Origin of the sequence: Nocardioides lentus, from assembly GCF_039529515.1 — a bacterium.
GTDB classification, from domain to species: domain Bacteria; phylum Actinomycetota; class Actinomycetes; order Propionibacteriales; family Nocardioidaceae; genus Nocardioides; species Nocardioides lentus.
Genome location: NZ_BAAAMY010000012.1, coordinates 15526 through 42248, shown reverse-complemented (window position 1 = coordinate 42248; position 26723 = coordinate 15526). Strand labels below are relative to the sequence as shown.

General features: G+C 74.1%; 26 protein-coding genes, 1 tRNA gene and 1 other RNA gene. 14 read left to right on the top strand and 14 right to left on the bottom strand.

Annotated features, from left to right (window positions below; genetic code table 11):
- The first annotated feature begins 385 nt into the window (after positions 1-385).
- Positions 386-1048 (top strand): tetratricopeptide repeat protein, encoded by a 663-nt coding sequence (locus ABD158_RS17320; RefSeq protein ID WP_344008904.1) that lies wholly within the window; start codon positions 386-388, stop codon positions 1046-1048.
- Between the two features lie 164 nt (positions 1049-1212).
- On the top strand, positions 1213-1740 hold the full coding sequence (locus tag ABD158_RS17315; RefSeq protein WP_344008902.1) for a DUF3145 domain-containing protein: 528 nt from the start codon (positions 1213-1215) through the stop codon (positions 1738-1740).
- A gap of 81 nt (positions 1741-1821) precedes the next feature.
- Here ABD158_RS17315 and ABD158_RS17310 read toward each other — a convergent pair whose 3' ends face one another.
- The 6 genes from ABD158_RS17310 to ABD158_RS17285 form a co-directional block, all read right to left on the bottom strand.
- Positions 1822-3270 carry a carboxyl transferase domain-containing protein gene (locus ABD158_RS17310; protein ID WP_344008899.1) on the bottom strand — a complete coding sequence of 483 codons (1449 nt, stop codon included), beginning with the start codon at positions 3268-3270 and terminating at the stop codon, positions 1822-1824.
- Positions 3270-4550, bottom strand: coding sequence for a beta-ketoacyl-[acyl-carrier-protein] synthase family protein (locus ABD158_RS17305; protein WP_344008896.1), 1281 nt, complete (start codon positions 4548-4550; stop codon positions 3270-3272). The genes ABD158_RS17310 and ABD158_RS17305 overlap by 1 nt, the downstream gene beginning before the upstream one ends.
- A gap of 64 nt (positions 4551-4614) precedes the next feature.
- Complete coding sequence (locus tag ABD158_RS17300; protein WP_344008894.1) at positions 4615-4860, bottom strand: acyl carrier protein; 246 nt, start codon at positions 4858-4860, stop codon at positions 4615-4617.
- A gap of 52 nt (positions 4861-4912) precedes the next feature.
- Entirely contained in the window at positions 4913-5908 is a 996-nt protein-coding gene (locus tag ABD158_RS17295; protein ID WP_344008892.1) for a beta-ketoacyl-ACP synthase III, read from the bottom strand.
- Positions 5905-7092, bottom strand: a complete 1188-nt coding sequence (locus ABD158_RS17290; protein WP_344008889.1) for an acyltransferase domain-containing protein — start codon at positions 7090-7092, stop codon at positions 5905-5907. Before ABD158_RS17290 ends, ABD158_RS17295 begins: the two co-directional genes overlap by 4 nt.
- An 80-nt stretch (positions 7093-7172) precedes the next feature.
- Positions 7173-8462, bottom strand: coding sequence for a PucR family transcriptional regulator (locus tag ABD158_RS17285; RefSeq protein ID WP_344008887.1), 1290 nt, complete (start codon positions 8460-8462; stop codon positions 7173-7175).
- Between the two features lie 122 nt (positions 8463-8584).
- On the opposite strand from ABD158_RS17285, the gene ABD158_RS17280 reads away from it, so the two are divergent.
- Positions 8585-9562 (top strand): alpha/beta fold hydrolase, encoded by a 978-nt coding sequence (locus ABD158_RS17280; protein ID WP_344008885.1) that lies wholly within the window; start codon positions 8585-8587, stop codon positions 9560-9562.
- A 106-nt stretch (positions 9563-9668) separates the two neighbouring features.
- Here ABD158_RS17280 and aceE read toward each other — a convergent pair whose 3' ends face one another.
- Positions 9669-12446, bottom strand: coding sequence for a pyruvate dehydrogenase (acetyl-transferring), homodimeric type (gene aceE / locus ABD158_RS17275; protein ID WP_344008882.1), 2778 nt, complete (start codon positions 12444-12446; stop codon positions 9669-9671).
- A 258-nt stretch (positions 12447-12704) separates the two neighbouring features.
- On the opposite strand from aceE, the gene ABD158_RS17270 reads away from it, so the two are divergent.
- The 4 genes from ABD158_RS17270 (at position 12705) to ABD158_RS17255 (ending at position 15532) form a co-directional block, all read left to right on the top strand.
- A complete protein-coding gene (locus ABD158_RS17270; protein ID WP_344008880.1) occupies positions 12705-13082 on the top strand; it encodes a DUF3052 domain-containing protein in 378 nt (125 codons plus the stop codon).
- 43 nt (positions 13083-13125) lie between these two features.
- On the top strand, positions 13126-14736 hold the full coding sequence (locus tag ABD158_RS17265; RefSeq protein ID WP_344008878.1) for an AMP-binding protein: 1611 nt from the start codon (positions 13126-13128) through the stop codon (positions 14734-14736).
- Positions 14737-14804: 68 nt separating this feature from the next.
- Positions 14805-15293 carry a peroxiredoxin gene (locus ABD158_RS17260; RefSeq protein ID WP_344008876.1) on the top strand — a complete coding sequence of 163 codons (489 nt, stop codon included), beginning with the start codon at positions 14805-14807 and terminating at the stop codon, positions 15291-15293.
- A 167-nt stretch (positions 15294-15460) separates the two neighbouring features.
- Positions 15461-15532 (top strand) — tRNA-Val (locus tag ABD158_RS17255).
- Positions 15533-15554: 22 nt separating this feature from the next.
- Here the strand turns inward: ABD158_RS17255 and ABD158_RS17250 are convergent.
- From ABD158_RS17250 to ABD158_RS17240, 3 genes are read right to left on the bottom strand one after another with little or no spacing between them, the layout of a single operon-like run.
- Complete coding sequence (locus ABD158_RS17250; RefSeq protein ID WP_344008874.1) at positions 15555-16223, bottom strand: response regulator transcription factor; 669 nt, start codon at positions 16221-16223, stop codon at positions 15555-15557.
- On the bottom strand, positions 16208-17833 hold the full coding sequence (locus ABD158_RS17245) for a sensor histidine kinase (RefSeq protein ID WP_344008872.1): 1626 nt from the start codon (positions 17831-17833) through the stop codon (positions 16208-16210). The genes ABD158_RS17250 and ABD158_RS17245 overlap by 16 nt, the downstream gene beginning before the upstream one ends.
- On the bottom strand, positions 17802-18191 hold the full coding sequence (locus tag ABD158_RS17240) for a hypothetical protein (protein ID WP_344008870.1): 390 nt from the start codon (positions 18189-18191) through the stop codon (positions 17802-17804). Before ABD158_RS17240 ends, ABD158_RS17245 begins: the two co-directional genes overlap by 32 nt.
- A gap of 126 nt (positions 18192-18317) precedes the next feature.
- On the opposite strand from ABD158_RS17240, the gene ABD158_RS17235 reads away from it, so the two are divergent.
- The 4 genes from ABD158_RS17235 to ABD158_RS17220 all read left to right on the top strand — a co-directional run bounded on the left by ABD158_RS17235 (position 18318) and on the right by ABD158_RS17220 (position 22507).
- Entirely contained in the window at positions 18318-19850 is a 1533-nt protein-coding gene (locus ABD158_RS17235; RefSeq protein ID WP_344008868.1) for an AMP-binding protein, read from the top strand.
- 42 nt (positions 19851-19892) lie between these two features.
- Entirely contained in the window at positions 19893-21020 is a 1128-nt protein-coding gene (locus ABD158_RS17230; RefSeq protein WP_344008866.1) for a Nif3-like dinuclear metal center hexameric protein, read from the top strand.
- 72 nt (positions 21021-21092) lie between these two features.
- Positions 21093-21797, top strand: a complete 705-nt coding sequence (locus ABD158_RS17225) for a zinc ribbon domain-containing protein (protein WP_344008864.1) — start codon at positions 21093-21095, stop codon at positions 21795-21797.
- Positions 21794-22507: a histidine phosphatase family protein gene (locus tag ABD158_RS17220; RefSeq protein WP_344008862.1), complete on the top strand. Its 714-nt coding sequence runs from the start codon at positions 21794-21796 to the stop codon at positions 22505-22507. The genes ABD158_RS17225 and ABD158_RS17220 overlap by 4 nt, the downstream gene beginning before the upstream one ends.
- A 16-nt stretch (positions 22508-22523) precedes the next feature.
- Here the strand turns inward: ABD158_RS17220 and ABD158_RS17215 are convergent, their stop codons facing one another.
- A complete protein-coding gene (locus ABD158_RS17215; protein WP_344008906.1) occupies positions 22524-23297 on the bottom strand; it encodes a YaaA family protein in 774 nt (257 codons plus the stop codon).
- A gap of 88 nt (positions 23298-23385) precedes the next feature.
- Between ABD158_RS17215 and ABD158_RS17210 the strand changes: the two genes are divergently transcribed.
- Positions 23386-23586 (top strand): hypothetical protein, encoded by a 201-nt coding sequence (locus tag ABD158_RS17210; protein ID WP_344008860.1) that lies wholly within the window; start codon positions 23386-23388, stop codon positions 23584-23586.
- A gap of 16 nt (positions 23587-23602) precedes the next feature.
- On the opposite strand, the gene rnpB is transcribed toward ABD158_RS17210, so the two are convergent.
- Positions 23603-24004, bottom strand: an RNA gene (gene rnpB / locus ABD158_RS17205) — RNase P RNA component class A.
- Between the two features lie 61 nt (positions 24005-24065).
- On the opposite strand from rnpB, the gene ABD158_RS17200 reads away from it, so the two are divergent.
- Positions 24066-24254, top strand: a complete 189-nt coding sequence (locus ABD158_RS17200) for a hypothetical protein (protein ID WP_344008858.1) — start codon at positions 24066-24068, stop codon at positions 24252-24254.
- A gap of 6 nt (positions 24255-24260) precedes the next feature.
- Positions 24261-24524 carry a hypothetical protein gene (locus ABD158_RS17195; RefSeq protein ID WP_344008856.1) on the top strand — a complete coding sequence of 88 codons (264 nt, stop codon included), beginning with the start codon at positions 24261-24263 and terminating at the stop codon, positions 24522-24524.
- A gap of 48 nt (positions 24525-24572) precedes the next feature.
- Here ABD158_RS17195 and ABD158_RS17190 read toward each other — a convergent pair whose 3' ends face one another.
- Positions 24573-25763 (bottom strand): PQQ-dependent sugar dehydrogenase, encoded by a 1191-nt coding sequence (locus ABD158_RS17190; RefSeq protein ID WP_344008854.1) that lies wholly within the window; start codon positions 25761-25763, stop codon positions 24573-24575.
- Positions 25764-25821: 58 nt separating this feature from the next.
- Positions 25822-26703: a 3-methyl-2-oxobutanoate hydroxymethyltransferase gene (gene panB / locus ABD158_RS17185; RefSeq protein WP_344008851.1), complete on the bottom strand. Its 882-nt coding sequence runs from the start codon at positions 26701-26703 to the stop codon at positions 25822-25824.
- Between the last annotated feature and the right edge of the window lie 20 nt (positions 26704-26723).

Sequence of the window (26723 nt, the reverse complement as noted above, 5' to 3'; positions counted from 1 at the left end):
CCTTTCAGCGCCGATGGTACTGCAACCGAGAGGTTGTGGGAGACTAGGACGCCGCCGGACATCCACTTTGCAGGAACGACGAGGGGGTCACCTACCCAGGTGGCCCCCTCGTTGCATTTCACCGACTCGAGCAGGAGCACGCACCGCCATGGCCGATTCCTCACGTCCCTCCCGCACCGGCGGAGGTTCCTCGCGACCGGGCCAGGGGGGCGGTGCCGGCCGTGGGCGCTCCTCCGGGGGTGGCGGTCGTCCGTCCGGTGGCCGTCGTACGGACGGTCGTGGCCCCCAGCGCGGCGGTGACGACCGTGCCCGCGGGGGGTTCCGCGACCGGGCCCCCCGACGTGAGGACCGCACCGCCGACCAGGCGACCTACGACGGGCCCCCGTTGCCCGAGGACGTCACGGCGCGCGAGCTCGACCCGTCGGTGACCTCCCAGCTGAAGGGCCTGCCGGACAAGCTCGCGGCCCGTGTCGCCCGGCACCTGGCGGCGGCGCAGCGGGTCGTCGACAGCGACCCCGAGACCGCCTACCAGCACACGAAGGCCGCCCGTGCCCGCGCGTCGCGGTTCGCCGTGGTGCGCGAGGCGAACGGGGAGGCGGCCTACGCCGCCGGTCACTACGACGAGGCCCTCGCGGACCTGCGGGCCGCGAAGCGCATGAACGGCGCCACGGCCTACCTGCCGATCATGGCCGACTGCCACCGTGCACTCGGTCAGCCGCAGCAGGCCCTCAAGCTCGCCCAGAGTCCGTCGGTCCGCAACTTCGCCGCTCCGGCGAAGGCGGAGATGACGCTCGTGGAGTCGGGCGCCCGTCGTGACCTGGGCCAGCTCGACGCCGCGCTGCGGGTGCTGGAGCAGGCGCCCCTCAACGCGAAGAACCGTGAGGCCTGGGTCGTGCGGCTGCGCTACGCGTACGCGGACACCCTCGAGGCGGCCGGGCGACGCGAGGACGCGCTGGAGTGGTTCCACCGCGCCCACGCCATCGACGCCGACGAGCTCACCGACGCGGCCGCGCGCGCCGCCACACTGGAGCGGGCGCTCGAGCGCTGATCCGCGGCAGGCGTCGCACGCCGGGATCCCCGCGGGGACTGGCGCGGAGCCCGGCTCTGGGTCACAATGGCACCACAAGTTCACACGCGTCACCACGTCCGCGTGGACCGATCGAGACCGCTGGGGAAGGCGTACCTCGACGCCGGTGCACGAAGGAGACCGAAGTGACCACACGTATCACCCCCCGACCCGCGGGCCCGACGACGCGCGGTGTGCTGTTCGTGCACGCCTCGCCGACGGCCCTGTGCCCCCACGTGGAGTGGGCGGCTGCCGGCGTGCTCGGCGCTGCCGTGAGCCTCGACTGGATTCCGCAGCCCGCCCAGCCCGGCACCCAGCGCGGTGAGCTGTCGTGGTCCGGGCCGGCCGGCACGGCCGCGGCGATCACCTCGGCGCTGCGCGGCTGGGAGCACCTGCGCTTCGAGATCACCGAGGAGGCCACCTCCGGCACGGAGGGCGGCCGGTGGTCCTACACGCCGTCGCTGGGTGTCTTCCACGGGGTGACGGGCCTGCACGGCGACCTGATGATCCCCGAGGACCGGCTCCGCGCCGCCGCGATGAAGGCCGCGCTGGGCGAGGCCTCCCTGCCCGACGAGCTGGACCGGCTGCTCGGGAAGCCGTGGGACGACGAGCTGGAGACCTTCCGCCGGGCCGGCGACGGCGCCCCCGTCCGCTGGCTGCACCAGGTCGTCTAACGCGCCGCTCGAGGTACACACGTCGATCGGGCCCCTCCGCCGTGGCGGAGGGGCCCGTCGTCGTGCCCGGTACGTCGCCGTCTAGAGCGGGATGTTGCCGTGGCGTCCGCGGCGCACCCCGTCGCGGCGCACCGCGTCGGTGATCGCCCGCGCGATGGCGCCGCGGGTGACGTCCGGCTCCACGACCTCGTCCACGACGCCGATCTCGATCGCCCGGTCGACGCCGCCGGCGATCCTCTCGTGCTCGGCCGCCAGCTCGGCCTCCACCTGCGGTCGGATGTCGGGCGCGACGTCGGCGAGCCGGCGTCGGTGCAGGATCCGCACCGCGGCCACGGCGCCCATGACGGCGACCTCGGCGCCGGGCCACGCGAAGACGCGGGTCGCGCCGAGCGAGCGGGCGTTCATGGCGATGTAGGCGCCGCCGTACGTCTTGCGCGTGACGAGGGTGACCCGGGGGACCACGCACTCGCCGAACGCGTGGAGGAGCTTCGCTCCGCGGCGCACGACACCGTCCCACTCCTGGCCCACGCCGGGGAGGTAGCCCGGCACGTCCACGACGACCACCAGGGGCACGCCGAACGCGTCGCAGAGCCGGACGAACCGTGACGCCTTCTCGGCGGACAGCGAGTCGAGGCACCCGCCGAGGCGCAGCGGGTTGTTGGCGACGACGCCGACGGTGCGACCGCCGAGGCGACCCAGCGCGGTGACGATGTTGGGAGCCCAGCGGGCGTGCAGCTCCTGGGTGCTGCCCTCGTCGAGCAGCGACTCGACGAGGGGGTGCACGTCGTAGGCCCGCTTGCGGTTCTCGGGCAGCTCGGCGCCGAGGTCGCGGTCCTCGACGTCGTCCAGCTCCAGGCTCCCCTGGCTGCCCAGGAGCGTGGCGACGGTCCGGGCGCGCTCCAGGGCCTCCTCCTCGGACTCGGTGAGGACGTGCACGACGCCGGAGCGGCGCCCGTGCGGCTCGGGACCTCCGAGACGGAGCATGTCGACGTCCTCGCCCGTCACGGAGCGCACGACGTCCGGTCCGGTGACGAAGATGCGGCCCTCGGGGCCCAGGATGACGACGTCCGTGAGCGCGGGGCCGTAGGCGGCGCCGCCGGCGGCGGGGCCGAGCACGACGGAGATCTGCGGCACGACGCCGGACGCCTGGGTCATGGCCTGGAAGATCTCGCCCACCGCGTGCAGCGACAGGACGCCCTCGGCGAGACGGGCGCCGCCGGAGTGCCACAGGCCGATGATCGGGACGCTGTCGGTCATCGCGCGGTGGTAGGCCTTCACGACGACACCGCAGCCGTCGACGCCCATCGCCCCGCCCATGACGGTGGCGTCGGAGCAGAAGGCCACGACGCGGGTGCCGTGGACGGTGCCGACCGCGGCCAGCATCCCCGAGTCGTCGTCCGGGGTGATCAGCTCCAGCGTCCCGTCGTCGAGGAGCGCGCGCAGCCGGGTCACCGGGTTGCGCGGGTCCTGGTCGCGGGGGAGCTTCACGCGGGCGCCGGGGGCCGCGGGTGCCGCGGCGGGGGTGCTCATCACGCGCTCCGGAAGGCGATGGCGACGTTGTGGCCGCCGAAGCCGAAGGAGTTGTTGAGGGCGACCAGGTCGCCGGCGGGCAGGTCGCGGTTCTTCTCGGCCACGTCCAACCCGATGTCCTCGGGGTCGTCGAGGTTGATGGTCCCCGGCACCACGCGGTGGTGCAGCGCCAGCACCGTGGCGACCGACTCCAGGGCCCCGGCGGCACCGAGGAGGTGGCCGGTCATCGACTTTGTCGAGGTCAGGACCGCCCCGCTCGCGGCGGACTCGCCGAGCGCGTTGCGGATGGCCAGGGCCTCGGCCACGTCCCCCTGCGGGGTGGAAGTCGCGTGGGCGTTGATGTGGGCCACGTCGGCCGGGTCGATGCCGGACTCGCGCATCGCGCGCACCATGGCGCGCGTCGCACCGGATCCCGAGGGGTCGGGCTGCGCCACGTCGTGGGAGTCGGCGGTGATGGCGGCGCCGGCGGCCTCGGCGTACACGCGGGCGCCGCGGGCGGCGGCGTGCTCGGCGGACTCGAGGACCAGGGCGCCCGCGCCCTCGCCGAGGACGAAGCCGTCACGTCCCTTGTCCCAGGGTCGCGAGGCGGCGGTGGGGTCGTCGTTGCGCTTCGAGAGGGCCATCATCTGGCCGAAGGCGGCCATCGGGAGGGCGTGGATCGCGGCCTCGGTGCCGCCGACGACCACGACGTCGGCCCGCCCGAGGCGGATCAGGTCGATGCCGAGGGCGATCGACTCGTTGCCCGCGGCGCAGGCCGAGACCGGCGTGTGCACGCCGGCCCGGGCGCCCAGCGCCAGGCCGACCGCCGCCGCGGGGCCGTTGGGCATGAGCATCGGGATCGCGAGGGGGGAGACGCGGCGAGGGCCCTTCGCCAGCAGGTTGTCGTAGTTGGACAGCAGCGTCGTGACGCCGCCGATGCCGGAGGCCATGGCCACCGCGAACCGCTCCGGGTCGACGCCCGAGGCGTGCCCGTCGATCTCGTCGGGCTCGGCCTTCGGGTCGGGCACGCGCAGACCGGCGTCGCGCCAGGCCTCCAGCGCGGCGACCATCGCGAACTGGCCGGAGCGGTCGAGGCGCCGGGCCTTGACCCGGTCGAGCACCTCGGACGGCTCCACGGCGACGCGCGCGGCGATCCGCGCGCCGAGCGGCTCGGCCCAGTCCTCCTCGAGGGGGGCCACCCCCGAGCGGCCCTCGAGGAGGGCGCTCCAGGTGGTGGGGACGTCACCGCCGACGGGGCTGGTGACCCCGAGTCCGGTGACGACGACGCGGGTCTGCGACATCAGGTGCTCCTCCTGGAGGTGGTGGTGGGCTGGGCCGAGCCGGCGGCAGCGCGGGTGGTGGGACTCAGCCCTGGGCGCGCTCGATGAAGGCGACGGCGTCGCCGACGGTCTTGAGGTTCTTGACCTCGTCGTCGGGGATGGTGACGCCGAACTTCTCCTCGGCGGCCACGACGACCTCGACCATCGACAGCGAGTCGACGTCGAGGTCGTCGACGAACGACTTGTCGAGCTGGACGTCCTCGGCGGGCACGCCGGCGACCTCGTTGACGATGTCGGCGAGGTCGGTGCGGATCTCTTCGGTGCTGGCCACGGGGGCCTCCTTCTCGGTGGGTGCTACTGGGTGGGTTCGGGTGGTGCGGGTGTCACGGGACGACGACGACCTGGGCCGCGTAGGCCAGGCCGGCGCCGAACGCGACGAACAGGGCGAGGTCGCCGCTGCTGGCCTCGCCCTCGGCGACCATGCGCTCGAGGGCGAGGGGGATCGAGGCCGCCGAGGTGTTGCCCTGGTCGGCGATGTCGCGGGCGATGCGCACCTTCGCGGGCAGCTTCATGGAGCGCGCCATGGCGTCGGTGATCCGGTTGTTGGCCTGGTGGGGGACGAAGACGTCGAGGTCCTCGGCGGAGACGCCGGCGAGGTCGAGCGCCTGCTGCGCCACCTTCGCCATCGCGAAGGAGGCCCAGCGGAACACCGCGTTGCCCTGCATGACGAGGTGCGGCATCCGCGGCTCGTCGCTGGCGATGACGTCGCGCCAGTCCTCGCGCGAGCGGATCAGGTCGTACTGGGCGCCGTCCGAGCCCCACACGACCGGCCCGATGCCGGGCGTCTCGCTCGGGCCGACCACGACCGCGCCCGCGCCGTCGGCGAAGATGAACGCCGACCCGCGGTCGGTGGGGTCGGTGATCTCCGAGAGCCGCTCGGCGCCGATCGCGAGCACGTGCCGTGCCGAGCCGGAGCGGACCATGTCGTTGGCCATCGCCACCGCGTGGCAGAAGCCGGCGCACGCGGCGGAGACGTCGAACGCGGCGGCCTGCTCGGTGCCGAGGTCGTGAGCGACGAGGGTCGCGACCGCGGGGGTCTGCATCATGTGGCTGACGGTGGCGACGATGACGCAGTCGATCTGCGCCGCGTCGACCCCGGCGTCCTCGAGCGCACGGCGCGAGGCCTCCGTCGTCATCATCTGCAGGGTCTCGTCCTCGGTCGCCCACCGGCGCTGGCGGATCCCGGAGCGCTGCTGGATCCACTCGTCGCTGGAGTCGATCGCCCCGACGATCTCGGAGTTGGGGACGATACGGCTGGGGCGGTAGACGCCCAGGCCCATCAGCTTCGCGTACGGCGCGCCCGCGGGGACGGTGATCATCCCTGGCCACCCTCGGGGTGCAGACGGACCAGCGGCTGGCCGGGGGCCACGGGGTCCTGGTCCTCCACCAGCCACTCGACGACCCGTCCGCCGTGGGCGGCGGTGATCGGGAGGCGGTCCCGCAGGCTGCTGACCTCGCCGATCGGGGCGTCGGGACCGAGGACGTCGCCCTCCGCGACCCCCGCGGGGCGGTGGAAGGTGCCCTTGACGGGGGAGACCACCATCCGCCAGGTCGGGTTGGCGTCCAGGTGGGAGGCGGCACCGTGCTTCTCGCAGAACGCGCGGGCGTCGTCGAGCTGGTCGGGCGTCTTGAGGGCGAAGGTCTCGACCCCCTTCATGGCACGCCGGGCGATGCCCGTGAGGGTGCCGGCCGGCGGCATCTCGAGCATCCCCGTGACGCCGAGGTCGAGCATCGTCTCCATGCACAGGTCCCAGCGGACCGGCGAGGAGATCTGCCCCACCATGCGTGCCAGCACGTCGCGGCCGTCGTGGACCACGCGGCCGTCGCGGTTGGAGATCAGGGCGGTGCGCGGGTCGTGGGTCGACACGGAGCGCGCCAGGCCCGCCATGTGGCCCACGGCGGGCGCCATGTGCTCGGTGTGGAAGGCGCCGGCCACCGACAGGGGGGTCAGCCGGGCCTTGGCGGGCGGGTCGGCGGCGAGGGCCTCGAGCTGCGCCAGGGTCCCGGCGGCGACGACCTGCCCGTCGGCGTTGACGTTGGCGGGGGTGAGCCCGTGGCGCTCGAGGACGACGAGGACCTCGTCGCGCGAGCCCCCGAGGACGGCGGTCATCCCGGTGGGCGTCGCGGCGGCGGCGTCGGCCATCGCACGGCCGCGCTCACGGACCAGCACCATCGCCTGCTCAGCGGTGATCACCCGGGCGCCCGCCGCGGCGGTCAGCTCGCCGACGCTGTGGCCCGCGACGGCCCCGATGCTGGTGTAGGCGTCGGCCGGGTGCGGGAACAGCTCGAGGGCGGCGACCAGCCCGGAGGCCACCAGCAGGGGCTGGGCGACCCGGGTGTCGCGGATCGTCTCGGCGTCGGAGGTGGTGCCGTGGGCGACCAGGTCGATCCCGGCCACGGTGGAGAGCCACTCGAACCGGCCGGCGAAGGTCGGGTCCTCCAACCACGGGGCGAGGAATCCGGGGCTCTGGGCCCCCTGTCCGGGAGCGACGATGACCAGCACGAGGACCACTGTGCCGGTCCGGGGGCATGGGCCTCGCCCCAGCCGCGCACGAAAAGCACCCCGCCCGCGTTGTCAGAACCCTACAAAGCGCTGCGGGTCGTCGCCTGGCGCCCGAGGATCATCGCGATCCGCAGCGTCAGGCCCTCCCGGCCGACCGCCGGGTCGTAGCCGGTGACCTCGGTGATCTGGCGCAGGCGGTAGCGGACGGTGTTGGCGTGCACGAACAGCGCGCGCGCCGTGCCCTCCACCGACCCGCCGGCGTCGGCGTACGCGTCGAGGGTGGCGAGCATCGAGGGGTGCTCCTCCAGCGCGCGGTAGACCTCGTCGACCAGCTGTCGGCGCGCGTGGCCGTCGCCGGCGAGGGCCCGTTCGGGGAGCAGGTCGCTGCTGCGCACCGGTCGCGGCGCCGAGGGCCAGCCGGTGGCGGCGCGGTGGGCCGACATCACGGCGCGCGCGGAGACGTGCGCGCCCGCGAGGTCGGCCTCGATCGGACCCACGACCACCGGGCCGCGACCGAAGACACCGGCGACGGCGGTCGCGGCCGGCAGGGGGTCGCCGTCGCCCGCGACCCCGCCCAGGACCACCACCATGCGCTCGCCCTGGGCGGCGCAGAGCGCGTCCATGCCCGCGGCGCGGGCGCGGCGGCGCACCTCGTCGAACAGGTCGGTCTCGGTCCGCTCGTCGGCCACCGAGCCGAGCACGACGGTCACGCCGCCGCGGCCCGACCAGCCGAGCGCGCTCGCGCGGGACAGCACGGTCTCGTCGGCCTCGGCGCGCAGCACCGAGTCGACCACGAGCGCCTCGAGCCGGGCGTCCCAGGCGCCGCGCACCTCCGCGGCCCGGGCGTAGACCTCGGCGGTCGCGAACGCGACCTCCCGGGCGTAGCGCAGGACCTCGGCCCGGACCTCGGCGAAGTCGCGGGGGTCGAGGATGTCGTCGAGGTTCTCCTCGACGACCTCGATGCCCGTGCGGACCAGGTCGACGGTCTGGCGCAGGCTGATCACCCCCGTCAGCTCGCGCGGCGCGGCCCCGAACACCTCCGAGGCCAGCGCGGACGGCTGTCCCGCGCCGGGGGCCCCGACGGTGTCCGTGACGTTGTGGGGACCCGCCAGCCCGGCCCCGGTCGGGTCCCCGGCACCCGCGACCGGCTCGCCGCCGGCCCCGGGACCGGCCGGATCGGCGTACCAGTCGACGAAGCCGCGGATGCCGGCCTGCACGATCATCCCGACCCAGGACCGCTCCTGGGCGCTGAGGCCCGCGAACCAGGGCATGTCGGACTCCATGCGGGCGGTGGCCGCGGTGGCCAGCGCACCGGTCGCCCGCTGCAGCGACGCGACCGCCCGGTCGCGCGACCAGCCCTGCCCCTCCACCCGGGCAGGCTAGTCGACCCCGGTGCCGCGCCGCGGGGCAGTCGGAGCGCACCGGGCCGGCAGACGGGCGGCGCCGGGGACGGGATGGCCCGCCGGTGTCGCGTCCGTGGTTGGATGCCCAGATGTCGTCCGACGAGGTCTCGTTCGTCACGGTGCACGGCCACCGGCGTGCCTACGTGAAGCGGGGCCGCGGGCCCGCGCTGCTGCTGCTGCACGGCCTCGGCTGCGACCACACGACCTGGGACCCGGTCGTCGACGCCCTCGCGCGCCGCTTCACGGTCATCGCGCCCGACATGCTCGGCCACGGCCAGTCGGACAAGCCCCGCGCCGACTACAGCGTCGGCGGCTACGCCAACGGCATGCGGGACCTGCTCACCGTGCTCGGCGTCGACCGGGTGACGGTCGTGGGCCACAGCTTCGGGGGCGGGGTGGCGATGCAGTTCGCCTACCAGTTCCCCGAGCGCACCGAGCGGATCGCGCTCGTCAGCACCGGCGGGATGGGTCCGGAGGTCAGCCCGCTGATCCGCGCGGTCACCACGCCGGGCTTCCACCAGGCCATGGGCGTCCTGACGCTGCCCGTCGTGCGGCACGTCGGAGCCACCGGCCTGCGCCTGCTCAGCCGCAGCGGGGTCCCGGCGGCCCGCGACCTCGGCGAGGTCGCCGACATCTACGACAGCTTCCGCGACCCCCGCGCCCGGCACGCGATCCGTCACGTCGTCCGGGCCGTCGTGGACTGGAAGGGCCAGATCGTCACGATGAGCGACCGGGCCTACCTGACCCGGGCGATGCCGATGTGCGTGGTCTGGGGCGCCGACGACCGGGTGATCCCGGTCAGCCACGCCCACCACGCGGCCGCGCTCGCCCCGGGCGCGCGGGTGGTGGTGTTCCCCGACGCGGGCCACTTCGCCCACAAGGACCACCCGGAGCTGTTCGTGGACACCCTGGTCGACTTCGTCGACTCGACCGAGCCGGCGGCACACACGCGCACGCAGTGGCGTCGGCTGCTGCGGGAGGGCCCGGCCGTCGAGGTCGCCCAGTCCGAGGCCGGCGACGCCCCGGTCGCCCCGGTCGCCCAGGTCGTCGCGCTGCCCAGCGCCTGATCACCCCGCCGAGTCGGCACGAGATCCCGGCCCCGGGGCCGGGACGAACGGGATGACGTGACGACTCGGCGGCGGCGACCGGCTCGCCCCTCGCGGGACGAGCGGATCAGGCGTCGCCGCCCTCCTGCTTCACGTCGGCGACCGCGGTGGGGTCGTCGATGCGCAGGGTGGCGAACGCCTTCTCGACGACCGCGCCGTCGATCTCGCCGGCCTCGGCGAGGGCCTGCAGCGCCTGCACGACCACCGACGCCGCGTCGACCTTGAAGTAGCGACGCGCGGCGGGACGGGTGTCGGCGAACCCGAAGCCGTCCGTGCCGAGCACCCGGTAGTCCTCCGGCACCCAGCGGGCGATCTGCAGCGGCACCGCGGCCATGTAGTCCGACACCGCGACGACGGGGCCGCCGTTGCCGGAGCCCAGCTTGTCGGCGACGTACGCCGTGCGGGGGGCCTCGCCCGGGTGGGACAGGTTCCAGTCCTCGACCGCGATCGCGTCGCGGGCGAGCTCGTTCCACGACGTCACCGACCACGTGTCGGCCTGCACGCCGTAGTCCTCGGCGAGGATCCGCTTGGCGTCCTCGATCCACGGGTAGGCGACGCCGGAGGCGAGCAGCTGCACGCGGGGACCCTCGCCCTCGGACACCGAGGTGCGGTGGATGCCCTTGAGCAGGCCCTCGTGGTCGAGGTCCTCGGGCTCGGCGGGCTGCGCGACCGGCTCGTTGTAGACGGTGAGGTAGAAGATCACGTCCTCGCCGAGGGTGCCGTCGCTCTCGCCGTACATGCGGTGCAGACCCGAGCGGAGGATGTGCGCGATCTCGTAGGAGAACGCCGGGTCGTAGTGGACGATCGCCGGGTTCGACGCCGCCAGCAGCGGGGAGTGGCCGTCGGCGTGCTGCAGTCCCTCGCCGGTCAGGGTCGTGCGACCCGCGGTGGCGCCGATCAGGAAGCCGCGCGACAGCTGGTCGGCCATCGCCCAGATCGAGTCGCCGGTCCGCTGGAACCCGAACATCGAGTAGAAGATGTAGAACGGGATCATCGGCTCGCCGTGCGTCGAGTACGACGAGCCCACGGCCGTCGCGGACGCCATGGCGCCGGCCTCGGAGATGCCCTCGTGGAGCAGCTGGCCCGAGGTCGACTCCTTGTAGGCCAGCAGCTGCTTGCGGTCGACGGCCTCGTAGCGCTGCCCGGCCGGGTTGTAGACCTTGGCGGTCGGGAACATCGAGTCCATGCCGAACGTGCGGTACTCGTCCGGAGCGATCGGCACGATGCGCTGACCGATCTCGGGGTCCTTCATCCAGTCGCGCAGGAGGCGCACGGTGGCCATCGTGGTGGCCACCTTGTTCTTGCCGGCGCCCTTCTTGAGCTCGGCGTACACGTCGTCACCGGGCAGCGTCAGCGGCTTGGACCGCACGACCCGGCGCGGCACCGCACCGCCCAGCGCCGTGCGGCGCTCGAGCATGTACTCGATCTCGGGGGCGTCCTTGCCCGGGTGGAAGAAGGGCGCGGAGCCGGTCTCCTCGTAGGAGCGCTCGAGGTCGCGGTCGCTGATCGGCAGGTAGAGCCGGTCGCGGAACTTCTTGAAGTCCTCGGGCGTGAGCTTCTTCATCTGGTGGGTGGCGTTCTTGCCCTCGAGGGCGTCGATCGTCCAGCCCTTGATGGTCTTGGCGAGGATCACCGTGGGCTGCCCGACGTGCTTGGTCGCGGCGTCGAAGGCGGCGTAGACCTTGCGGTAGTCGTGGCCGCCGCGGGGCAGCTTGCGGATCTGGGTGTCGCTCATGTGCTCGACCATGGCGCGCAGGCGCTGGTCGCCGCCGAAGAAGTTCTCGCGGACGTAGTCGCCGCCCTCGACGGAGTAGGTCTGGAAGGCGCCGTCGGGGGTGCTGTTCATCGCGTTGACGAGGACGCCGTCGACGTCGCGGGCGAGCAGGTCGTCCCACTCGCGGCCCCAGACGACCTTGATGACGTTCCAGCCGGCGCCGCGGAACTGCGACTCCAGCTCCTGGATGATCTTCCCGTTGCCGCGGACCGGGCCGTCGAGCTGCTGCAGGTTGCAGTTGATGACCCAGGTGAGGTTGTCGAGCTCCTCGCGTGCGGCCACGCCGATCGCCCCCAGCGACTCGGGCTCGGCCATCTCGCCGTCGCCGAGGAACGCCCAGACGTGCTGGTCGGAGGTGTCCTTGATGTTGCGGTTGGAGAGGTAGCGGTTGAAGCGGGCCTGGTAGATCGAGTTGATCGCCGTGAGACCCATCGAGACGGTCGGGAACTCCCAGAAGTCCGACATCAGCCGCGGGTGCGGGTAGGACGGCAGGCCCTTGCCCACGCCGTGCTGCACCTCCTGGCGGAAGCGGTAGAGCTGCTGCTCGTCGAGGCGGCCCTCGAGGTAGGCGCGGGAGTAGATGCCGGGGGAGGCGTGACCCTGGATGTAGACCTGGTCGCCGCCGCCGGGGGCGTCCTTGCCCTTGAAGAAGTGGTTGAAGCCGACCTCGTACAGGCTCGCCGAGGACTGGTACGTCGCGATGTGGCCGCCGACCTCGAGGCCCTTGCGGTTCGCGGCGGTCACCGTGACCGCGGCGTTCCAGCGGATGAAGGCGCGGATCCGGCGCTCGACGTCCTCGTCGCCCGGGAACCACGGCTCCCGCTCCGGCGGGATCGTGTTGATGTAGTCGGTGCTGCGCAGCGCGGGCACGCCGACCTGCTTCTCGCGGGCACGCTCGAGGAGGCGGAGCATGACGTAGCGGGCGCGGTCGCGCCCCCGGCCGTCGAGCATCGCGTCGAAGGAGTCGAGCCACTCGGTGGTCTCGTCGGGGTCGATGTCCGGGAGCTGGGTCGGCAGCCCCTCGTGGATGACCGAGCGGGCGGCGGGGCCGGTACGGCGATCGTCGTTCACCCCCTCATCGTGTCACGCTCGCGGGGGCCGAGGAATCTACCGACGAGTAGCCCCGGGCCGCAGTCGGGCACCGTCACACCCCCGCGGGGTTGCGCAGCCCCGGCAAGTCGGATGGACTACCCCACAACCTCGGTCCGACCGGGCCGGGGCACACAGCGCGACGGGGGCGGCGACCGCCCCAGGACGGCGGAGGTGCCAGTGAGCTCGACCGCGGGTGGGGGATCCACCCAGACCGGGGCCGCGAGCCCGGCCGAACGCATGGGATTCACGGCCGGATCGGTGGTCCAGGAGCTCGGTTGGGACTCCGACACCGACGACGAGCTGCGCATCTCCATCGAGGACACGGTGGACGGCGACCTCGTCGACGGCGACTACGGCAACGTGGTCGACGCCGTGCTGCTGTGGTGGCGCTCCGACGACGGCGACCTCGTCGACGGCCTCGTCGACGCGATCACCGACCTCGTCGGTGGGGGCGCGATCTGGCTGATGACGCCCAAGGTCGGCCGGCCCAACGCCGTGGCCGCCGCCGACGTCGCCGAGGCCGCGCCGATCGCCGGCCTCTCGCAGACCACCACCGCGACCGTGAGCAAGGACTGGGCCGCGACGCGCCTCGTCGCCCCGCGCACGGTCGACTGACACCGGCCCAGCCCCCCACCAGCCAGAAGGACCCCCGCCAGTCATGGGAAAGATCGCTGCCGGCGCGTCGTCGGCCCTCGTCAGCCTGCGCGTCCTCGGTGAGGCCGGCGTCATCCGGCCCTACTCGCCGAAGAAGCTCGTCGGTCTCGGTGCCACGCTGCGCCGGTGGGGCACCGGCCCGGCCGGTGGCTTCATCTCCCTCGCGGTCCGTGCCCCCCACGCGGTCGGCCTCGTCGACGAGCTGGGCGAGCTGACCTGGTCGGAGCTCGACAGCCGCACCAACGCCCTGGCCCACGCGCTGCGCGGGCGGGGCGTGGCCCAGGGCGGCTCGGTCGCGCTGATGTGTCGCAACCACCGCGGCTTCGTCGAGACCAGCATCGCCGTCGCCAAGCTCGGGGCGGACGCGCTGTACCTCAACACCGCCTTCGCCGGCCCGCAGCTGACCGAGGTGCTCGAGCGGGAGTCCCCGGACCTCCTCGTCCACGACGAGGAGTTCACCGAGCTGCTCAGCGGCGTCGAGGGCGTGGACCGGGTCCTGGCGTGGACCGACGAGGCACCCGCCGACGGCACCGTGACCCTCGAGCGGCTCATCGGGGCGGGCGACGAGGCGCCGCTGGACCCGCCCGCGCGCCACGGCCGCGTCGTCATCCTCACGTCCGGCACGACGGGCACCCCGAAGGGCGCCCCCCGCAAGGAGGCCGGCCTGTCGGCGGCGGTGTCGATGCTGTCGCGGATGCAGCTGCGCACCGGCTGGCGCACCCACATCGCGGCGCCGCTGTTCCACACCTGGGGCTACGCGCACTACATGCTCGCGATGCTGCTGGGCTCGACCATCGTGCTGCGGCGCACCTTCGACCCCGAGCAGTGCCTGGCCACCGTCGTGGACCAGCGCTGTGACTCGATCGTGGTCATCCCCGTGATGATGCAGCGGATCCTGCGCCTGCCCGCGGAGACCCTGCGCCACCACGACCTCTCCCACGTCAAGGCGGTCGCGGCCTCCGGGTCCGCGCTGCCGGGGGACCTGGCGACCGCCTGGATGGACCAGTTCGGCGACACGCTCTACAACATCTACGGCTCCACCGAGGTCTCCTGGGTGAGCATCGCGACGCCCGAGGACCTGCGCGAGGCACCCGACTCGGCCGGGCGCCCGCCGTACGCGACGGTGGTGCGGATCCTCGACGAGGACGGCGAGGCTCTGCCGCGGGGGGAGTCGGGCCGGATCTTCGTCGGCAACGACCTGCTCTTCGAGGGCTACACCGGCGGTGGCCACAAGGAGGTCCTCGACGGGCTGATGTCGACCGGCGACGTCGGTCGGATCGGCGACGACGGGCGGCTCTACGTCGAGGGCCGCGACGACGACATGATCGTCTCCGGCGGCGAGAACGTGTTCCCGCAGGAGGTCGAGGACTGCCTGGCGCGCCACGACGCCGTCCACGAGGCCGCCGCGATCGGGGTCGACGACGACGACTTCGGCAAGCGCCTGCGGGCGTTCGTCGTGCTGACGGGCCCCGACGCCGCCGACGAGGACACCCTGCGCGAGCACGTGAAGGCCAACCTCGCGCGCTACAAGGTGCCCCGCGACTTCGTCTTCCTCGACGAGCTGCCGCGCAACGCGACGGGGAAGGTCCTGAAGAAGGACCTCGACGCCGACTGAGCCCGTCGGGCGGGGCGGACCTCGCCGCTCCCCGGCGGCGAGGTGGGGCCCGGTGCAAGGATGTCGCCATGACCACCAGCGCCACCGGTGAGCAGGCCGGCCTCGAGCTCGGCCGACCGGCTCCGGACTTCACGCTGCAGGACCAGTTCGGCCAGGAGGTGTCCCTGTCGGACTACCGCGGGACGAAGGCGGTCGCGCTGCTGTTCTACCCCTGGGCGTTCTCGGGGGTCTGCACCGGCGAGCTCACGGAGGTGCGGGACCGGCTGGCCGAGTTCCTCACGTTCGACACCGAGGTGGTCGCGATCTCCTGCGACCCGCTGCCCGCCGTGCGCGCCTTCGCCGACGCCGACGGGCTCAACTTCCCGCTGCTCAGCGACTTCTGGCCCCACGGCGAGGTCACCCGCGCGTACGGCGTGTTCGACGAGGCCCGCGGCTGCCCGCGGCGCTCGTCGTACGTCCTGGACCGCGAGGGTCTCGTGCGCTGGGCCGTGCACAACTCGGTCCCGCAGGGCCGCGACCTCGACCAGCACCTGCGCGAGCTGCGCGCGGCCCTCTGACCTCAGGCCGGGTCCGGGAGCGTCCCGACGGTCCGCGATCCGGTCCTCCGGCTGACGGGCTCACCGTGCGAGTGCCATACTGGCCACGTCGCGCCGCTGGTGACCCGAGACGCCAGCGGCGCGACTTCTTTGTGCCAGGATGTCCGCGCCTCGGCCACGGGGCGCCCGGGCGTATAGCTCAGCGGTAGAGCCCCTCGCTTACAACGAGGTGGTCGGGGGTTCGATCCCCTCTGCGCCCACCGGGGACGGCCCTGCGGCGCCTCAGGCGTCGAAGCGGTAGCCCATCCCGCGCACCGTCGCGATCGTCGAGGCCCCGAACTTCTTGCGCAGGTAGCCGACGTACACGTCGACGACGTTGGAGCCGGGGTCGAAGTCGAAGCCCCACACGTGGTCGAGCAGCTGCTCGCGGGAGAGCACCTGGCCGGGGTTGAGCATGAAGATCTCGGCCAGCGTGAACTCGCGCGCCGACAGGTCGACCTGCCTCTCGCCCACGGTGGCGCGTCGGGTGCGCAGGTCGAGGGTGACCTCGCCGACGCTGATCGCGTCCTCGCGGCCCGCGGGCCCCTCCTGGCCCTGCCGGAGTCGCAGCCGGATGCGGGCGAGGAGCTCGGCGAAACGGAACGGCTTGGGCATGTAGTCGTCGGCGCCGGTCTCCAGCGCCGCGACGGTGTCGGTGACGGAGTCGCGCGCGGTCAGCACCACCACCGGCACCCGCGACCCCGAGGAGCGCAGCTGGTCGAGGACCTCGAAGCCGTCCATGCCCGGCAGGCCGATGTCGAGGACGACGAGGTCGTAGCCGCCCGACAGCGCCTCGTCGAGGCCGGAGTGGCCGTCGCCGACGGTGGTCGCGACGTGCCCGTCGGCCCGCAGGCCCTTGGCGACGAAGGACGCGATGCGGTCCTCGTCCTCGACGATCAGGATGCGGGCCACGAGTGCTCCTCCGAGGTGCGTACGACGGGCAGGGGGGTGGTGGTCTCGGGCGCCTGGTCGGCGGCCGAGGGGTGGGCCGAGGGATGGGCCGAGGTCGGGGCCGAGGTCGGGGCTGTGGTCGGGGCGCCCTCGTGGGGCAGCGTGAGCACGAAGCGGGACCCGCGGGGCCGTCCGTCGACGGGCTCGCCGTCCTCGACGTGCACGGTGCCGTGGTGCGCCGCGACGATGGCGGACACGATCGACAGGCCGAGCCCGAAGCCCTCGTCGCCCTGGCGCACGATGCTGCGCCCGAAGCGCTGGAAGATCCGGTCGCGGTCGGCCTCGGGGACGCCGTCGCCGGTGTCGCGGACCCAGAGCCGCACCCGGTCGCCCACGACCTCCGACCCGACGGCCACCAGGTCGCCGGGGCCGGTGTGCTTGACCGCGTTGTCGGCGAGCTGCAGCAGCGCCTGGGTGAGCCGCTGCTCGTCGGCGAGCACGGTCCCGCCGTCCGAGCCGTCGTCGTGCCAGACGCGGTCGCCGAGGCCGCGCGCCTTGGCCAGCACCCCCCGGACCAGACCGGCCACGGGGACCGGGCGCAGGGTGGTGAAGTCGGGGCGGTCGGCCTTGGCGAGCAGGATGAGGTCACCGACCAGGCGGGACATGCGGTCGATCTCCTCCAGCAGCAGCTCGCGGGTCTCGGTGACCTCGGCCGCGTCGTCGGGGTCCAGCAGCTCCAGGTGGCCGCGCAGCACGGTGAGCGGGGTCTTCAGCTCGTGCCCGGCGTCGTCGAGGAACTGCCGCTGGGCGCCGAAGCCGTCCTCGAGCCGGTCCAGCATCGTGTTGACGGTCCGCGTCAGCGCCGTGATGTCGTCGTTGCCGCGCTCGGGGATCCGGCGCGAGAGGTCGGTGGTGCGGATGTCCTCGGCGGTGTCTCGCAGGGTGCGCAGCGGAGCGAGCAGGCGACCCGACTGGGTGCCGGCCAGCAGCACGATCAGGCCCAGGCTGAGCAGTGCGACGATCGCGTAGGTGCGGATCGTGTCCGTGATCTCCGAGCGCTCGTCGTCGAGGAAGTTGACGATCACGAGGGCGCCGGCCTCGTCGCGGTCCTCCTCCTGCACCGGCAGCACCGTCACCCAGGTCTCGCCGTACGGGTCGAAGTCCTCGAGCACGCGGGTGCCGCCGGTGTCCTCCAGGTCGGCGACCGTGGAGCGGTAGCGCTCCTCGCGCAGGATCTCCTCACCGTTCGGGTTGGGCGTCCGCGCAGTGGGTGCGCCCGCCCCGGGTGGGTAGATGACCAGCATCTCGTCGTCGTCGGGGACGTTGCGGGCGATGAAGAGCTCCAGCAGGCGCGGCGCGCTCGTGAACGGCTCACCCGTCTCCGGGTCGTCGCCGCGCAGCTGCAGCTCCCGGAACTCGGCGATCTCCTGCTGGACCTGCTCGGTGGTCTGCCGCTCGACGCGCGCGGACTCCAGGACGTAGACCAGCAGGCCCGCCCCGGCGAGCGACAGCGCCGCGAGGAGGGTGATGACGACGGTGATCCGGGTGCGGACCGAGAAGCCGCCGGGCAGGCGCCACGGGCGCCGGGAGCGCGGGGCCTCAGTCGTCCCCGTCGTCGTCCCCGTCGTCATCGTCCTCCCCGTCGTCGTCCCCGTCGTCGTCATCATCATCGTCGTCATCGTCGCCGCCGCCGCCCTGCGGCACCGGCTGGGGCTCGGGGGTGACGATGCGGACGCCGTTGTCGTCGACGTCGTCGTCGCCCGCGGTGTCGTCGTCGCCGGCCGGCGGGGGCGTCGGGGTCGGCGCGGTGGCGCGCTCCTCGAAGCGCGTGCCCGGCGCGATCGACGGGCTGCTGGGGGCCCGGGGGACCACCACCGCGCTCTGCTCGGCGACGGGTGTGCTGGAGGACGCCACGAGCGAGCCGACGACGTACGCCCCCATCGGGACCACGAGGGCCAGACCGAGCAGCACCTTCCACACCGTTGTCATGACGCAGAGCCTGCCGCGCCCGGGTGGCACGGGGGTGAGAACACCATGAGAGGACTCTCATCCTCGGTCGCGACCGTGGCTACAGTGACCCCACCTGTCGTCCATCGTGATCGGGGTCACTCCACCATGCTCGTGCCGCTGACCGTGTCGGACTTCCTCGACCGTGCGACCACCGTGTACGCCGACCGGGTCGGTGTCGTCGACGAGCCGCAGCAGCCCGCCCCCTCGCTGGGGGAGCTCACCTACGCCGACCTCGGCGCGCTGGCGCAGCGGCAGGCCGCGCGCCTCGACGAGCTCGGGGTGGGGGTCGGCGAGCGGGTGGCGGTGGTCTCGCACAACAGCGCACGCCTGCTCGGGTCCTTCTTCGGCGTCGCCGGCAGCGGACGGGTGCTGGTGCCCGTGAACTTCCGCCTCAGCCGCGACGAGGTCGCCTACATCGTCGAGCACTCCGGGGCCTCGGTGCTGTGGGTCGACCCGGAGCTGGAGGGGTCGCTGTCGTCGGTCCACGCCGACGTGAAGCACGTGCTGGGTGACGACGACGAGCTGTACGCCGCGCCCGGGGCCGTCCCGCAGCCGTGGGAGGCCGACGAGAACGCGACCGCCTGCATCAACTACACCTCCGGCACGACCGCGCGACCCAAGGGCGTGCAGATCACCCACCGCAACATCTGGGTCAACGCCACCACGTTCGCCCTCCACGCCGGTGTCACCGACCGCGACGTCTACCTCCACACGCTGCCGATGTTCCACGCCAACGGCTGGGGCATGCCCTTCGCGATGACCGGGATGGGGGTGCGCCACGTCGTCCTGCGCAAGGTCGACGGCGCCGAGATCCTGCGCCGCGTGCGCGACCAGGGCGTCACCGTGATGTGCGCGGCGCCCGCCGTCGTGGCCTCGGTCCTCGAGGCCGCGCAGACGTGGGAGGGCGAGATCCCCGGGCGCGACCGGGTGCGGATCATCGTCGCGGGCGCGCCGCCGCCCACCCGCACGGTCGCGCGGGTGGAGGAGGAGCTGGGCTGGGAGTTCATCCAGATCTACGGCCTCACCGAGACCTCGCCGCTGCTCACGGTCAACCGCACCCGCGCGGAGTGGGACGACCTCGACGCCCACGAGCGCGCCACCCGGCTGGTCCGTGCCGGCGCCCCGGCGCTGGGGGTGCGGCTGTCGACCAACGAGGAGGGCGAGGTGCGCGCCCGCTCCAACGTGGTCCTGGAGGGCTACTGGGAGCAGCCGGAGGAGAGCGCGCGCGTCCTGCGGGACGGCTGGTTCCACACCGGCGACGGCGGCACCATCGGCGAGGACGGCTACCTGACCATCGCCGACCGCCGCAAGGACGTCATCATCACCGGCGGCGAGAACGTGTCCTCCATCGAGGTCGAGGACGCCCTGTTCAGCCACCCGGCCGTCGCGGAGGTCGCCGTGATCGGGGTGCCCCACGAGAAGTGGGGCGAGACGATCCTCGCGCTCGTCGTGCTCGCGGAGGGCGAGACGGCGACCGAGGCGGACCTCATCGCGCACTGCAAGGAGCGGGTGGCGCGCTACAAGGCCCCGACGGCGATCGAGTTCCGCGACGAGCTGGCCCGCACGGCCACCGGCAAGCTGCAGAAGTTCAAGCTGCGGGCGCCCTACTGGGAGGGCTACGAGCGCCAGGTCAACTGACGCCTCGTCGGGCCGCCCCCGGGCGTCGTTAGCCTGTCGCCCATGACGACCCTGGGCGAGACCGTCGCGCTGATCCACGACTGGTATCCGCCGGGCACCGCGGAGTCCTGGGACGCCGTGGGCCTCGTCGCCGGGGACCCGGCGGCGCCCGTGCGCAAGGTGATGGTGGCCGTCGACCCCACCGAGGCGGTGGCCCGCGAGGCGGCCGCCTGGGACGCGGACCTGCTGGTGGTCCACCACCCGCTCTTCCTCACGGGGGTGCACTCGGTCGCGGCCACGACGCCGAAGGGTCGTGCCCTCGCGGCGCTGACGTCGGCCGGGTGCGGCCTGCTGACCGCGCACACCAACGCCGACCACGCCGTCGGCGGCGTCTCCGAGGCGCTGGCGACCGCGCTCGGGATGAGCCGGCTGCGCCCGATCCGGCCCGCCCCGACCGAGCCGCTCGACGTGCTCGTCGCCTTCGTGCCGACCGACGCGGCGCCGCCGGTGCGCGCCGCCGTCGCGGAGGCCGGGGCGGGCGCGATCGGGGACTACGACCACTGCACGTTCACCACCGCGGGACAGGGCCGGTTCCGGCCGCTGCCGGGCGCCGACCCGACGATCGGGGAGGTGGGCTCGCTCGCCGTGGTCGAGGAGGAGCGCATCGAGGTGGTCCTCCCGCGGCGGCTCCGAGCCCAGGTGGTCGCGGCGATGCGGGCCGCGCACCCCTACGAGGAGCCGGCGCACTCGCTGATCGAGCTGGCGTCACCTGGCTCGCTGGAGGCGGGCACCGGTCGTGTCGGCGAGGTGGAGCCGACCACCCTGCGGGGCTTCCTCGAGACGGTCGCCGACGCCCTGCCGGCCACCGCGCAGGGCGTCCGGGCGCTCGGTGCCCCGGACCGCGTCGTCCGGCGGGTCGCGGTGTGCGGCGGCTCCGGCGACTTCCTGCTCGACGAGCTGGCCTCGGCCCCCGTCGACGTGTACCTGACCAGCGACCTCAAGCACCACCGGGCCCTCGACTTCGCGGAGGCGGCGGGCCCCGAGGGCCCGGCCCTGGTCGACGTCGCCCACTGGGCCGCGGAGTCGACCTGGCTGCCCGTCCTCGCGGGGCGGCTCGCGGCCGCGCTGGGCGATACGGTGGAGGCCCGGGTGAGCGAGACCCGGACCGACCCCTGGGACCTCCGGGTCTGACACCCGTCCCGGTCCGACACCAAGGAGCACACGCTGAGAGCCGACCCGTCCATCCAGCTGCGCCTGCTCGACGTGCAGGAGCTCGACACCCGCGCCGACCGGCTGCGTCACCGCCGGCGGTCGTTGCCGGAGCTCACCGAGATCGCCGGGCTCGAGACCGAGCGCCGGCGTACCGACGACGAGGCCCGTGACGCGCGCATCGCCGTCGACGACCTCACCGCCGAGCAGGCCCGGGCCGACGGCGACGTCGAGCAGGTGCGTGCCCGCCAGCGACGCGACCAGGAGCGCCTCGACTCCGGCGCCGTCGGCAACCCCAAGGACCTCGAGCGGATCTCCGCCGAGCTGGTCTCGCTCGCCCGCAGGATCTCGACCCTGGAGGACCAGGAGCTCGAGGTCATGGAGCGCCTCGAGGAGGCCCAGGGGCGTCTCGACGGGGCGCAGGAGCGGCTGGCGGCCATCGACCACCGGCTCGCCGACCTCGTCGCCGCCCGCGACGCGGCCGCGGCGGAGATCGACGCCGACCTGGTCGCGCTCGAGGCCGAGCGGGGCCCGGTGGCCGAGCAGATCCCCGAGGACCTCGCCGCGCTGTACGAGCGCCTGCGGGCCAGCAAGGACGGCGTGGGCGCCGCTGCGCTCCGTGCCCGGGCCTGCCAGGGCTGCCGGCTCACGATCGACGCGGCCGAGCTCGGCGTGATCCGGTCGGCCCCGGCGGACGCGGTGCTGCGCTGCGAGGAGTGCTCGCGGATCCTGGTCCGCACCGCCGAGTCCGGGCTGTGAGCACCGGGTCCGGCGACCGGGCCCCGGCGCGTGGCTGGGGCGGTGCGGGGGAGTCCACGACGCTGCTGCTGGTGCGCCACGGCGTGACCGCCCACACCGTCGACAAGCGCTTCTCGGGCGGCCTCGCGTCGGCCGACCCGCCGCTGAGCGAGGAGGGCGTCGCGCAGGCCCGGGCGACCGCGGCGTGGCTGGCGCCCTCGCTGCCGCCGGGCACGGCGCTGGTGACCTCGCCGGTGCGCCGGACCCGGGAGACCGCGGCCGTCCTCGCCGAGACCTGGGACAGCGCGGCCCCGAGCCTCGAGCACGGGTTCGCCGAGATGGAGTTCGGCGCCTGGGACGGGCTCACCTTCGCGGAGGTCCGCGAGCAGCACGGGGCCGACCTCGACGCGTGGCTGGGTCGGGTCGACGCGGTCGCCGGCGGCCACGGCGAGTCCTTCGCCGGCGTGCGCGAGCGGGTGCTCGAGGGCCTCGGCCGCACGCTGGCGGCCCACCGCGGCCGGACGGCGGTCGTGGTCAGCCACGTCACCCCCATCAAGGTGCTCGTCGCGGAGGCGCTCGCCGCCCCGCTCGAGGCGGTGTTCCGGATGGAGCTCGCACCGGCGTCGTTGACGGTCGTCAGCTACCACGCCGACGCCGACGGCGGCCCCGACCGGCCGTCGCTGCGTCTCTACAACGCACGGCCCACCGGAGCCGCGGGCCCGGTGGCCTGACGTCCCGGCGCCGGGCTCAGGCCCGCAGCAGGACGTCGAGGCGCGTCCCCGCGGGCGTGGGCCCGGCGGTCTCGACCTCCCAGCCCAGGTCGCGCAGCACGTCGCCCAGCAGGGCGGGGGTGCGCGGCGCGGCGCCGTCGACGAGCAGCGCCCGGGCGAGGAGACCCTTGGTGTGCTTGTTGAAGTGGCTGACCACGGAGCGCTCGCCGTCGGGGGCGACGCTGAGCACGCGGACGGTGGCCACCCGGCCGGCGAGCGCCGCCGGTGGCCGCCAGAACGCGGCGTACGTGCCGGAGCGGAGGTCGACCAGCAACCCCCCGCCCAGCAGGTCGGTGACGGCCCCTCCGAGGTGCGAGCGCCAGTGGCCCGCGACCGAGCCGAGGCCCGGCAGGCCCACCGAACCGCTGAGCCGGTACGCCGGGACGCGGTCGGCGGGTCGCAGGACCCCGAACACCGACGACGTGATCGCCACCCGGCTGCTGGCCCGGCGGCGGGCGGCGGCGTCGAGGCCCGCGAGGTCGAGGGCGTCGTACAGCACCCCCGAGTAGACGCGGTCGGCGCGCGCGGTCGCCGCCAGCCGGAGGTCGGCGTTGGCGTGGACCAGCGAGAGCTGTCCCGCCGTCACCCCGAGCACGCGGGCCGCCGTCGCGGGGTCGCCCTCGCACAGGCCGACGAGGGCGTCGAGGACCTCCTCCCGGGCACCGGTGAGCCCGGGGGAGGACAGCGAGCCCAGGTCGAGGGGGCGTCCCCGCCGGGGAGCGGTCTTGCCCTCGCTCGGCGGCAGCAGCATCAGCACGCCGACAGGCTAGGGGCCCGCACGGCCGGCCGGGCACGCCGGGTGAGCGGCCACGCCGACCCCCCGCGTGGGAGGATGAGGTGTGTCCCCCGAGCAGTTCGTCTGGGTCTCGATCGTCGCGGCCGCGCTGACGTGCGTGGCCCTGCTGCGGTGCCTGGGCGCCGTCGTCCGGCGCTCCTCGCGCCTGGTCGGGCTCAAGGTCCTGGGCTGGACCGTCGGCGGCACCCTGGCGCTGCTGGTGTTCGCACGGCTCTTCATCGGCTACCTCGACGGCGCCGCCTGACCGAGCCGGCCGGGGGCGGATGGGCTGGCTCGTAGGCCGGGTTCTGTTCACCCCGACGCCTCGCGACGCCGGGGTTGGCGACCATCCATCTAGGGCCGCCGTCGCCGACGGCCTCGTGCGGTCTACCCGCGAGCTCGGGCGGGCCGCCCTCGGACACTCGCGCACCGTCCCCGTGGGGACGGCTTCTTGACCTTGCTCCAGGTGGGGTTTACCGAGCCGCACCGGTCACCCGGCACGCTGGTGGTCTCTTGCACCACCCTTTCACCCTCACCGCCCGACCGTGGCCGGGAGGCGGTCTTCTCTCTGTGGCACTGTCCCGCGGGTCACCCCGGGTGGGTGTTACCCACCACCTCGCCCTGTGGAGCCCGGACCTTCCTCGGCCCTCCCGGAGGAGGAACGCGGTCGCCCGGCCAGCCCATCCGCTGCCGGCGATCCTAGGGCATGGGCGCCGCGGGCCCCGGTGGCGTAGGTTCGCCGGTGTGGACGAGGAGTACTGGTACTGCACCAAGCACCACACCGTCGAGGGTGCGGAGGGGTGCCGCGCGAAGGACCGGCTCGGGCCCTACCCGACCCGCGAGCAGGCGTCGCGCGCGCTCGAGATCGTGGCCGAGCGCAACGAGAAGTGGGAGCGCGAGTCCCGCTGGGACGACGAGGCCTCCGAGGACTGAGGTCCGGTGGCCCTCCCGCCGCGGGCCTCGCCCTGGCCGTTCGCGGCACTGGTCGCCATGGCCGCCGCGCTCTTCCTGTACGGCACGTCGTTCCGCTTCGTGCCCTGGTGGGCGGGCGTGCTGCTGCTCCTGGCGTGGCTGGCGATGCTCGTCGTGACGCTGCGCCTGGCCGGCCCGCGACCCCGCACCAGCGCCGTGGTGCCGGTGGTCGCGATCGCCCTGTGGTTCGGAGCGGTGGTCGGCGGCGCCGCGGCCTTCGGCTGGGGCTGACCACCGGTCTCTCCGGCCCCGGCCGGAGGATCCGCTCGCGGACCGCCGTCAGCCGCGCGGGCGGACGCGGAGCACGCTGTCGCCGGTGCCGTTGGCGGTGGTGATCAGCAGGTCGCCGTTGGGCGCGTTGGTGACCGAGCGCAGCCGCCCGAAGCGGGTGAGGGCGGCGGGGCGGCGGACGGACTGCAGCCGACCGTCGGCGTCGAAGCGCAGGAAGCGGACGCTGGAGTCCTTGAGCGCGGCCACGGCGAGCGTGCCGTTGAGGCTGCCCCAGCGGGCGCCGCGGACCCAGGCGGCGCCGGAGGTGGCGACGGTGGGGTCGCCCGACTTCCACCGGGCGCCGAGCTGGGGGCCGGGCAGGGAGAAGTCGGTCATCGGGCGGTTCTCGTCGTAGCCGGGGCCGGGGTTCCAGCCGTAGTTGGCGCCGCCGACGAGCTTGTTGACCTCGTCGTCGCGCGAGGGGCCGTGCTCGACCGACCAGAGGCTCCCGTCGTTGCGCTGGGCGAGGCCCTGCACGTTGCGGTGGCCGTAGGTGAGCACGTAGCGCTGGTTGCGGTTGGCGGCGTCGGCGAAGGGGTTGGCGGGCCAGGGTCGTCCGCTGAACCGGTTCATCCGCAGGGTCTTGCCCCCGAGCGAGGTGAGGCTCTGCGGGTTGCGCTCGTCGGCGGCGTCGCCGGTGCCGACCAGCAGGGCGCCGTTGGCGGCGATCAGGAGCCGGCAGCCGCCGTGGCGACCGCCGGAGGCCGGCAGGCCGGTGAGGAGGCTCGTCGCGCGCGTGGCCCGGGTGCCCTGGCCGTTGAGCTTCCACGCGGTCACCCGGACGTCACGCCCGCCGTCGGCGGGGAACCCGCCGGCGCAGGTGTAGAAGCGGCGGTTGGACGCGAAGCCGGGGTCGACCTCCAGCGACATGAGCCCGGTCTCGCCCGCGGCCCAGACGTCGGCCCCCCAGCGCACGGCACGGGCGCGGCCGTCGGTGACGACCAGGAGCCGCTTGGTCTCGCGCTCGGTGACGAGCAGGCGGCCGCGGTCGATCGGCTGCACGTCCCAGGGCTGCCGGAGCCCACGCGCCGGACGGGTGACCCGCAGGCCCGGCACCGCCTCGGCGGCGGAGCCTGCGGACGACGGCGCGGCGCCGGGCTCGTCGGCCGCGACCGGTCCGACGGCGCCCGCGGTCGGGACCGCGAGCGCGAGGCCCAGCAGGGAGGGGACGAGGACCGAGAGGCGGGGGAGACGGCGCATGCCAGCAAGGTACGACGGATCGCCGACACCGGACAGCACCTCGGGCCGCCCCCCCCGCTCAGAACCCGTGCTCGGGGGCGGGGAAGCTGCCGTCGCGCACCTCGTCGGCGTAGGCGCGGGCCCCGGCCAGGAGCACGCCGCGCAGGTCGGCGTACTGCTTGACGAAGCGGGGCATCCGCCCCTCCCGCATCCCGAACGCGTCGGTCCACACCAGCACCTGGCCGTCGCAGTCGGCGCCGGCGCCGATCCCGATGGTCGGGATGGTGAGCTCCGCGGTCACCCGTCCCGCGATCTCGGCGGGGACCATCTCCATGACGACCGCGAACGCCCCGGCGGCCTGGACGGCGTGCGCGTCGGCGAGCAGCTGCTCGGCGGCGTCGCCACGGCCCTGGACCCGGTAGCCGCCCAGGGCGTGCTCGGACTGCGGCGTGAACCCGATGTGGGCCATCGTCGGGATGCCACCGCGGGAGAGCCGCTCGATCTGGGGTGCCATCTCCACGCCGCCCTCGAGCTTGACCGCGTGGGCGCCGCCGGTCTTCATGAACCGCGCCGCGGTCAGGTAGGCCTGCTCCGGGGACGCCTGGTAGGAGCCGAACGGCAGGTCGCCGACCACGAGTGCCCGGGTCGCGGAGCGCGCCACCGCGGCGGTGAGGGGCAGCAGGTCCTCGACGGTGACCGGGATGGTCGTGGCGTGCCCCAGCACGTTGTTGCCGGCGCTGTCGCCGACGAGGAGCACCTCGATGCCGGCCTCGTCGAAGATCGCGGCGGTGTGCTGGTCGTACGTCGTCAGCATCGCGAAGCGCTCTCCGGCGGCCTTCATCTCCGCGAGGTGGCGCGTGCGGACCCGCGCGGGTCCCGTCCGGGCGGGACCGGCCGGCCCCCCGGGGCCCGCGGGGGCCGGGCCGCCGCCGTACGGCGCCTGCTGCTCGTCGCTGCTCATGGCCCCATCTCACCAGTGCC

Excerpts from the sequence above, each read along its gene's own strand:
- ABD158_RS17240 (WP_344008870.1), bottom strand. The coding sequence starts at position 18,191 with ATGACAACGGTGTGGAAGGTGCTGCTCGGTCTGGCCCTCGTGGTCCCG.
- ABD158_RS17310 (WP_344008899.1), bottom strand. The coding sequence starts at position 3,270 with ATGAGCACCCCCGCCGCGGCACCCGCGGCCCCCGGCGCCCGCGTGAAG.
- ABD158_RS17280 (WP_344008885.1), top strand. The coding sequence starts at position 8,585 with ATGTCGTCCGACGAGGTCTCGTTCGTCACGGTGCACGGCCACCGGCGT.
- ABD158_RS17265 (WP_344008878.1), top strand. The coding sequence starts at position 13,126 with ATGGGAAAGATCGCTGCCGGCGCGTCGTCGGCCCTCGTCAGCCTGCGC.
- ABD158_RS17260 (WP_344008876.1), top strand. The coding sequence starts at position 14,805 with ATGACCACCAGCGCCACCGGTGAGCAGGCCGGCCTCGAGCTCGGCCGA.
- ABD158_RS17295 (WP_344008892.1), bottom strand. The coding sequence starts at position 5,908 with ATGATCACCGTCCCCGCGGGCGCGCCGTACGCGAAGCTGATGGGCCTG.
- panB (WP_344008851.1), bottom strand. The coding sequence starts at position 26,703 with ATGAGCAGCGACGAGCAGCAGGCGCCGTACGGCGGCGGCCCGGCCCCC.
- ABD158_RS17305 (WP_344008896.1), bottom strand. The coding sequence starts at position 4,550 with ATGTCGCAGACCCGCGTCGTCGTCACCGGACTCGGGGTCACCAGCCCC.
- ABD158_RS17245 (WP_344008872.1), bottom strand. The coding sequence starts at position 17,833 with ATGACGACGGGGACGACGACGGGGACGACTGAGGCCCCGCGCTCCCGG.
- ABD158_RS17230 (WP_344008866.1), top strand. The coding sequence starts at position 19,893 with ATGACGACCCTGGGCGAGACCGTCGCGCTGATCCACGACTGGTATCCG.
- ABD158_RS17190 (WP_344008854.1), bottom strand. The coding sequence starts at position 25,763 with ATGCGCCGTCTCCCCCGCCTCTCGGTCCTCGTCCCCTCCCTGCTGGGC.
- ABD158_RS17235 (WP_344008868.1), top strand. The coding sequence starts at position 18,318 with ATGCTCGTGCCGCTGACCGTGTCGGACTTCCTCGACCGTGCGACCACC.
- ABD158_RS17270 (WP_344008880.1), top strand. The coding sequence starts at position 12,705 with ATGGGATTCACGGCCGGATCGGTGGTCCAGGAGCTCGGTTGGGACTCC.
- ABD158_RS17215 (WP_344008906.1), bottom strand. The coding sequence starts at position 23,297 with ATGCTGCTGCCGCCGAGCGAGGGCAAGACCGCTCCCCGGCGGGGACGC.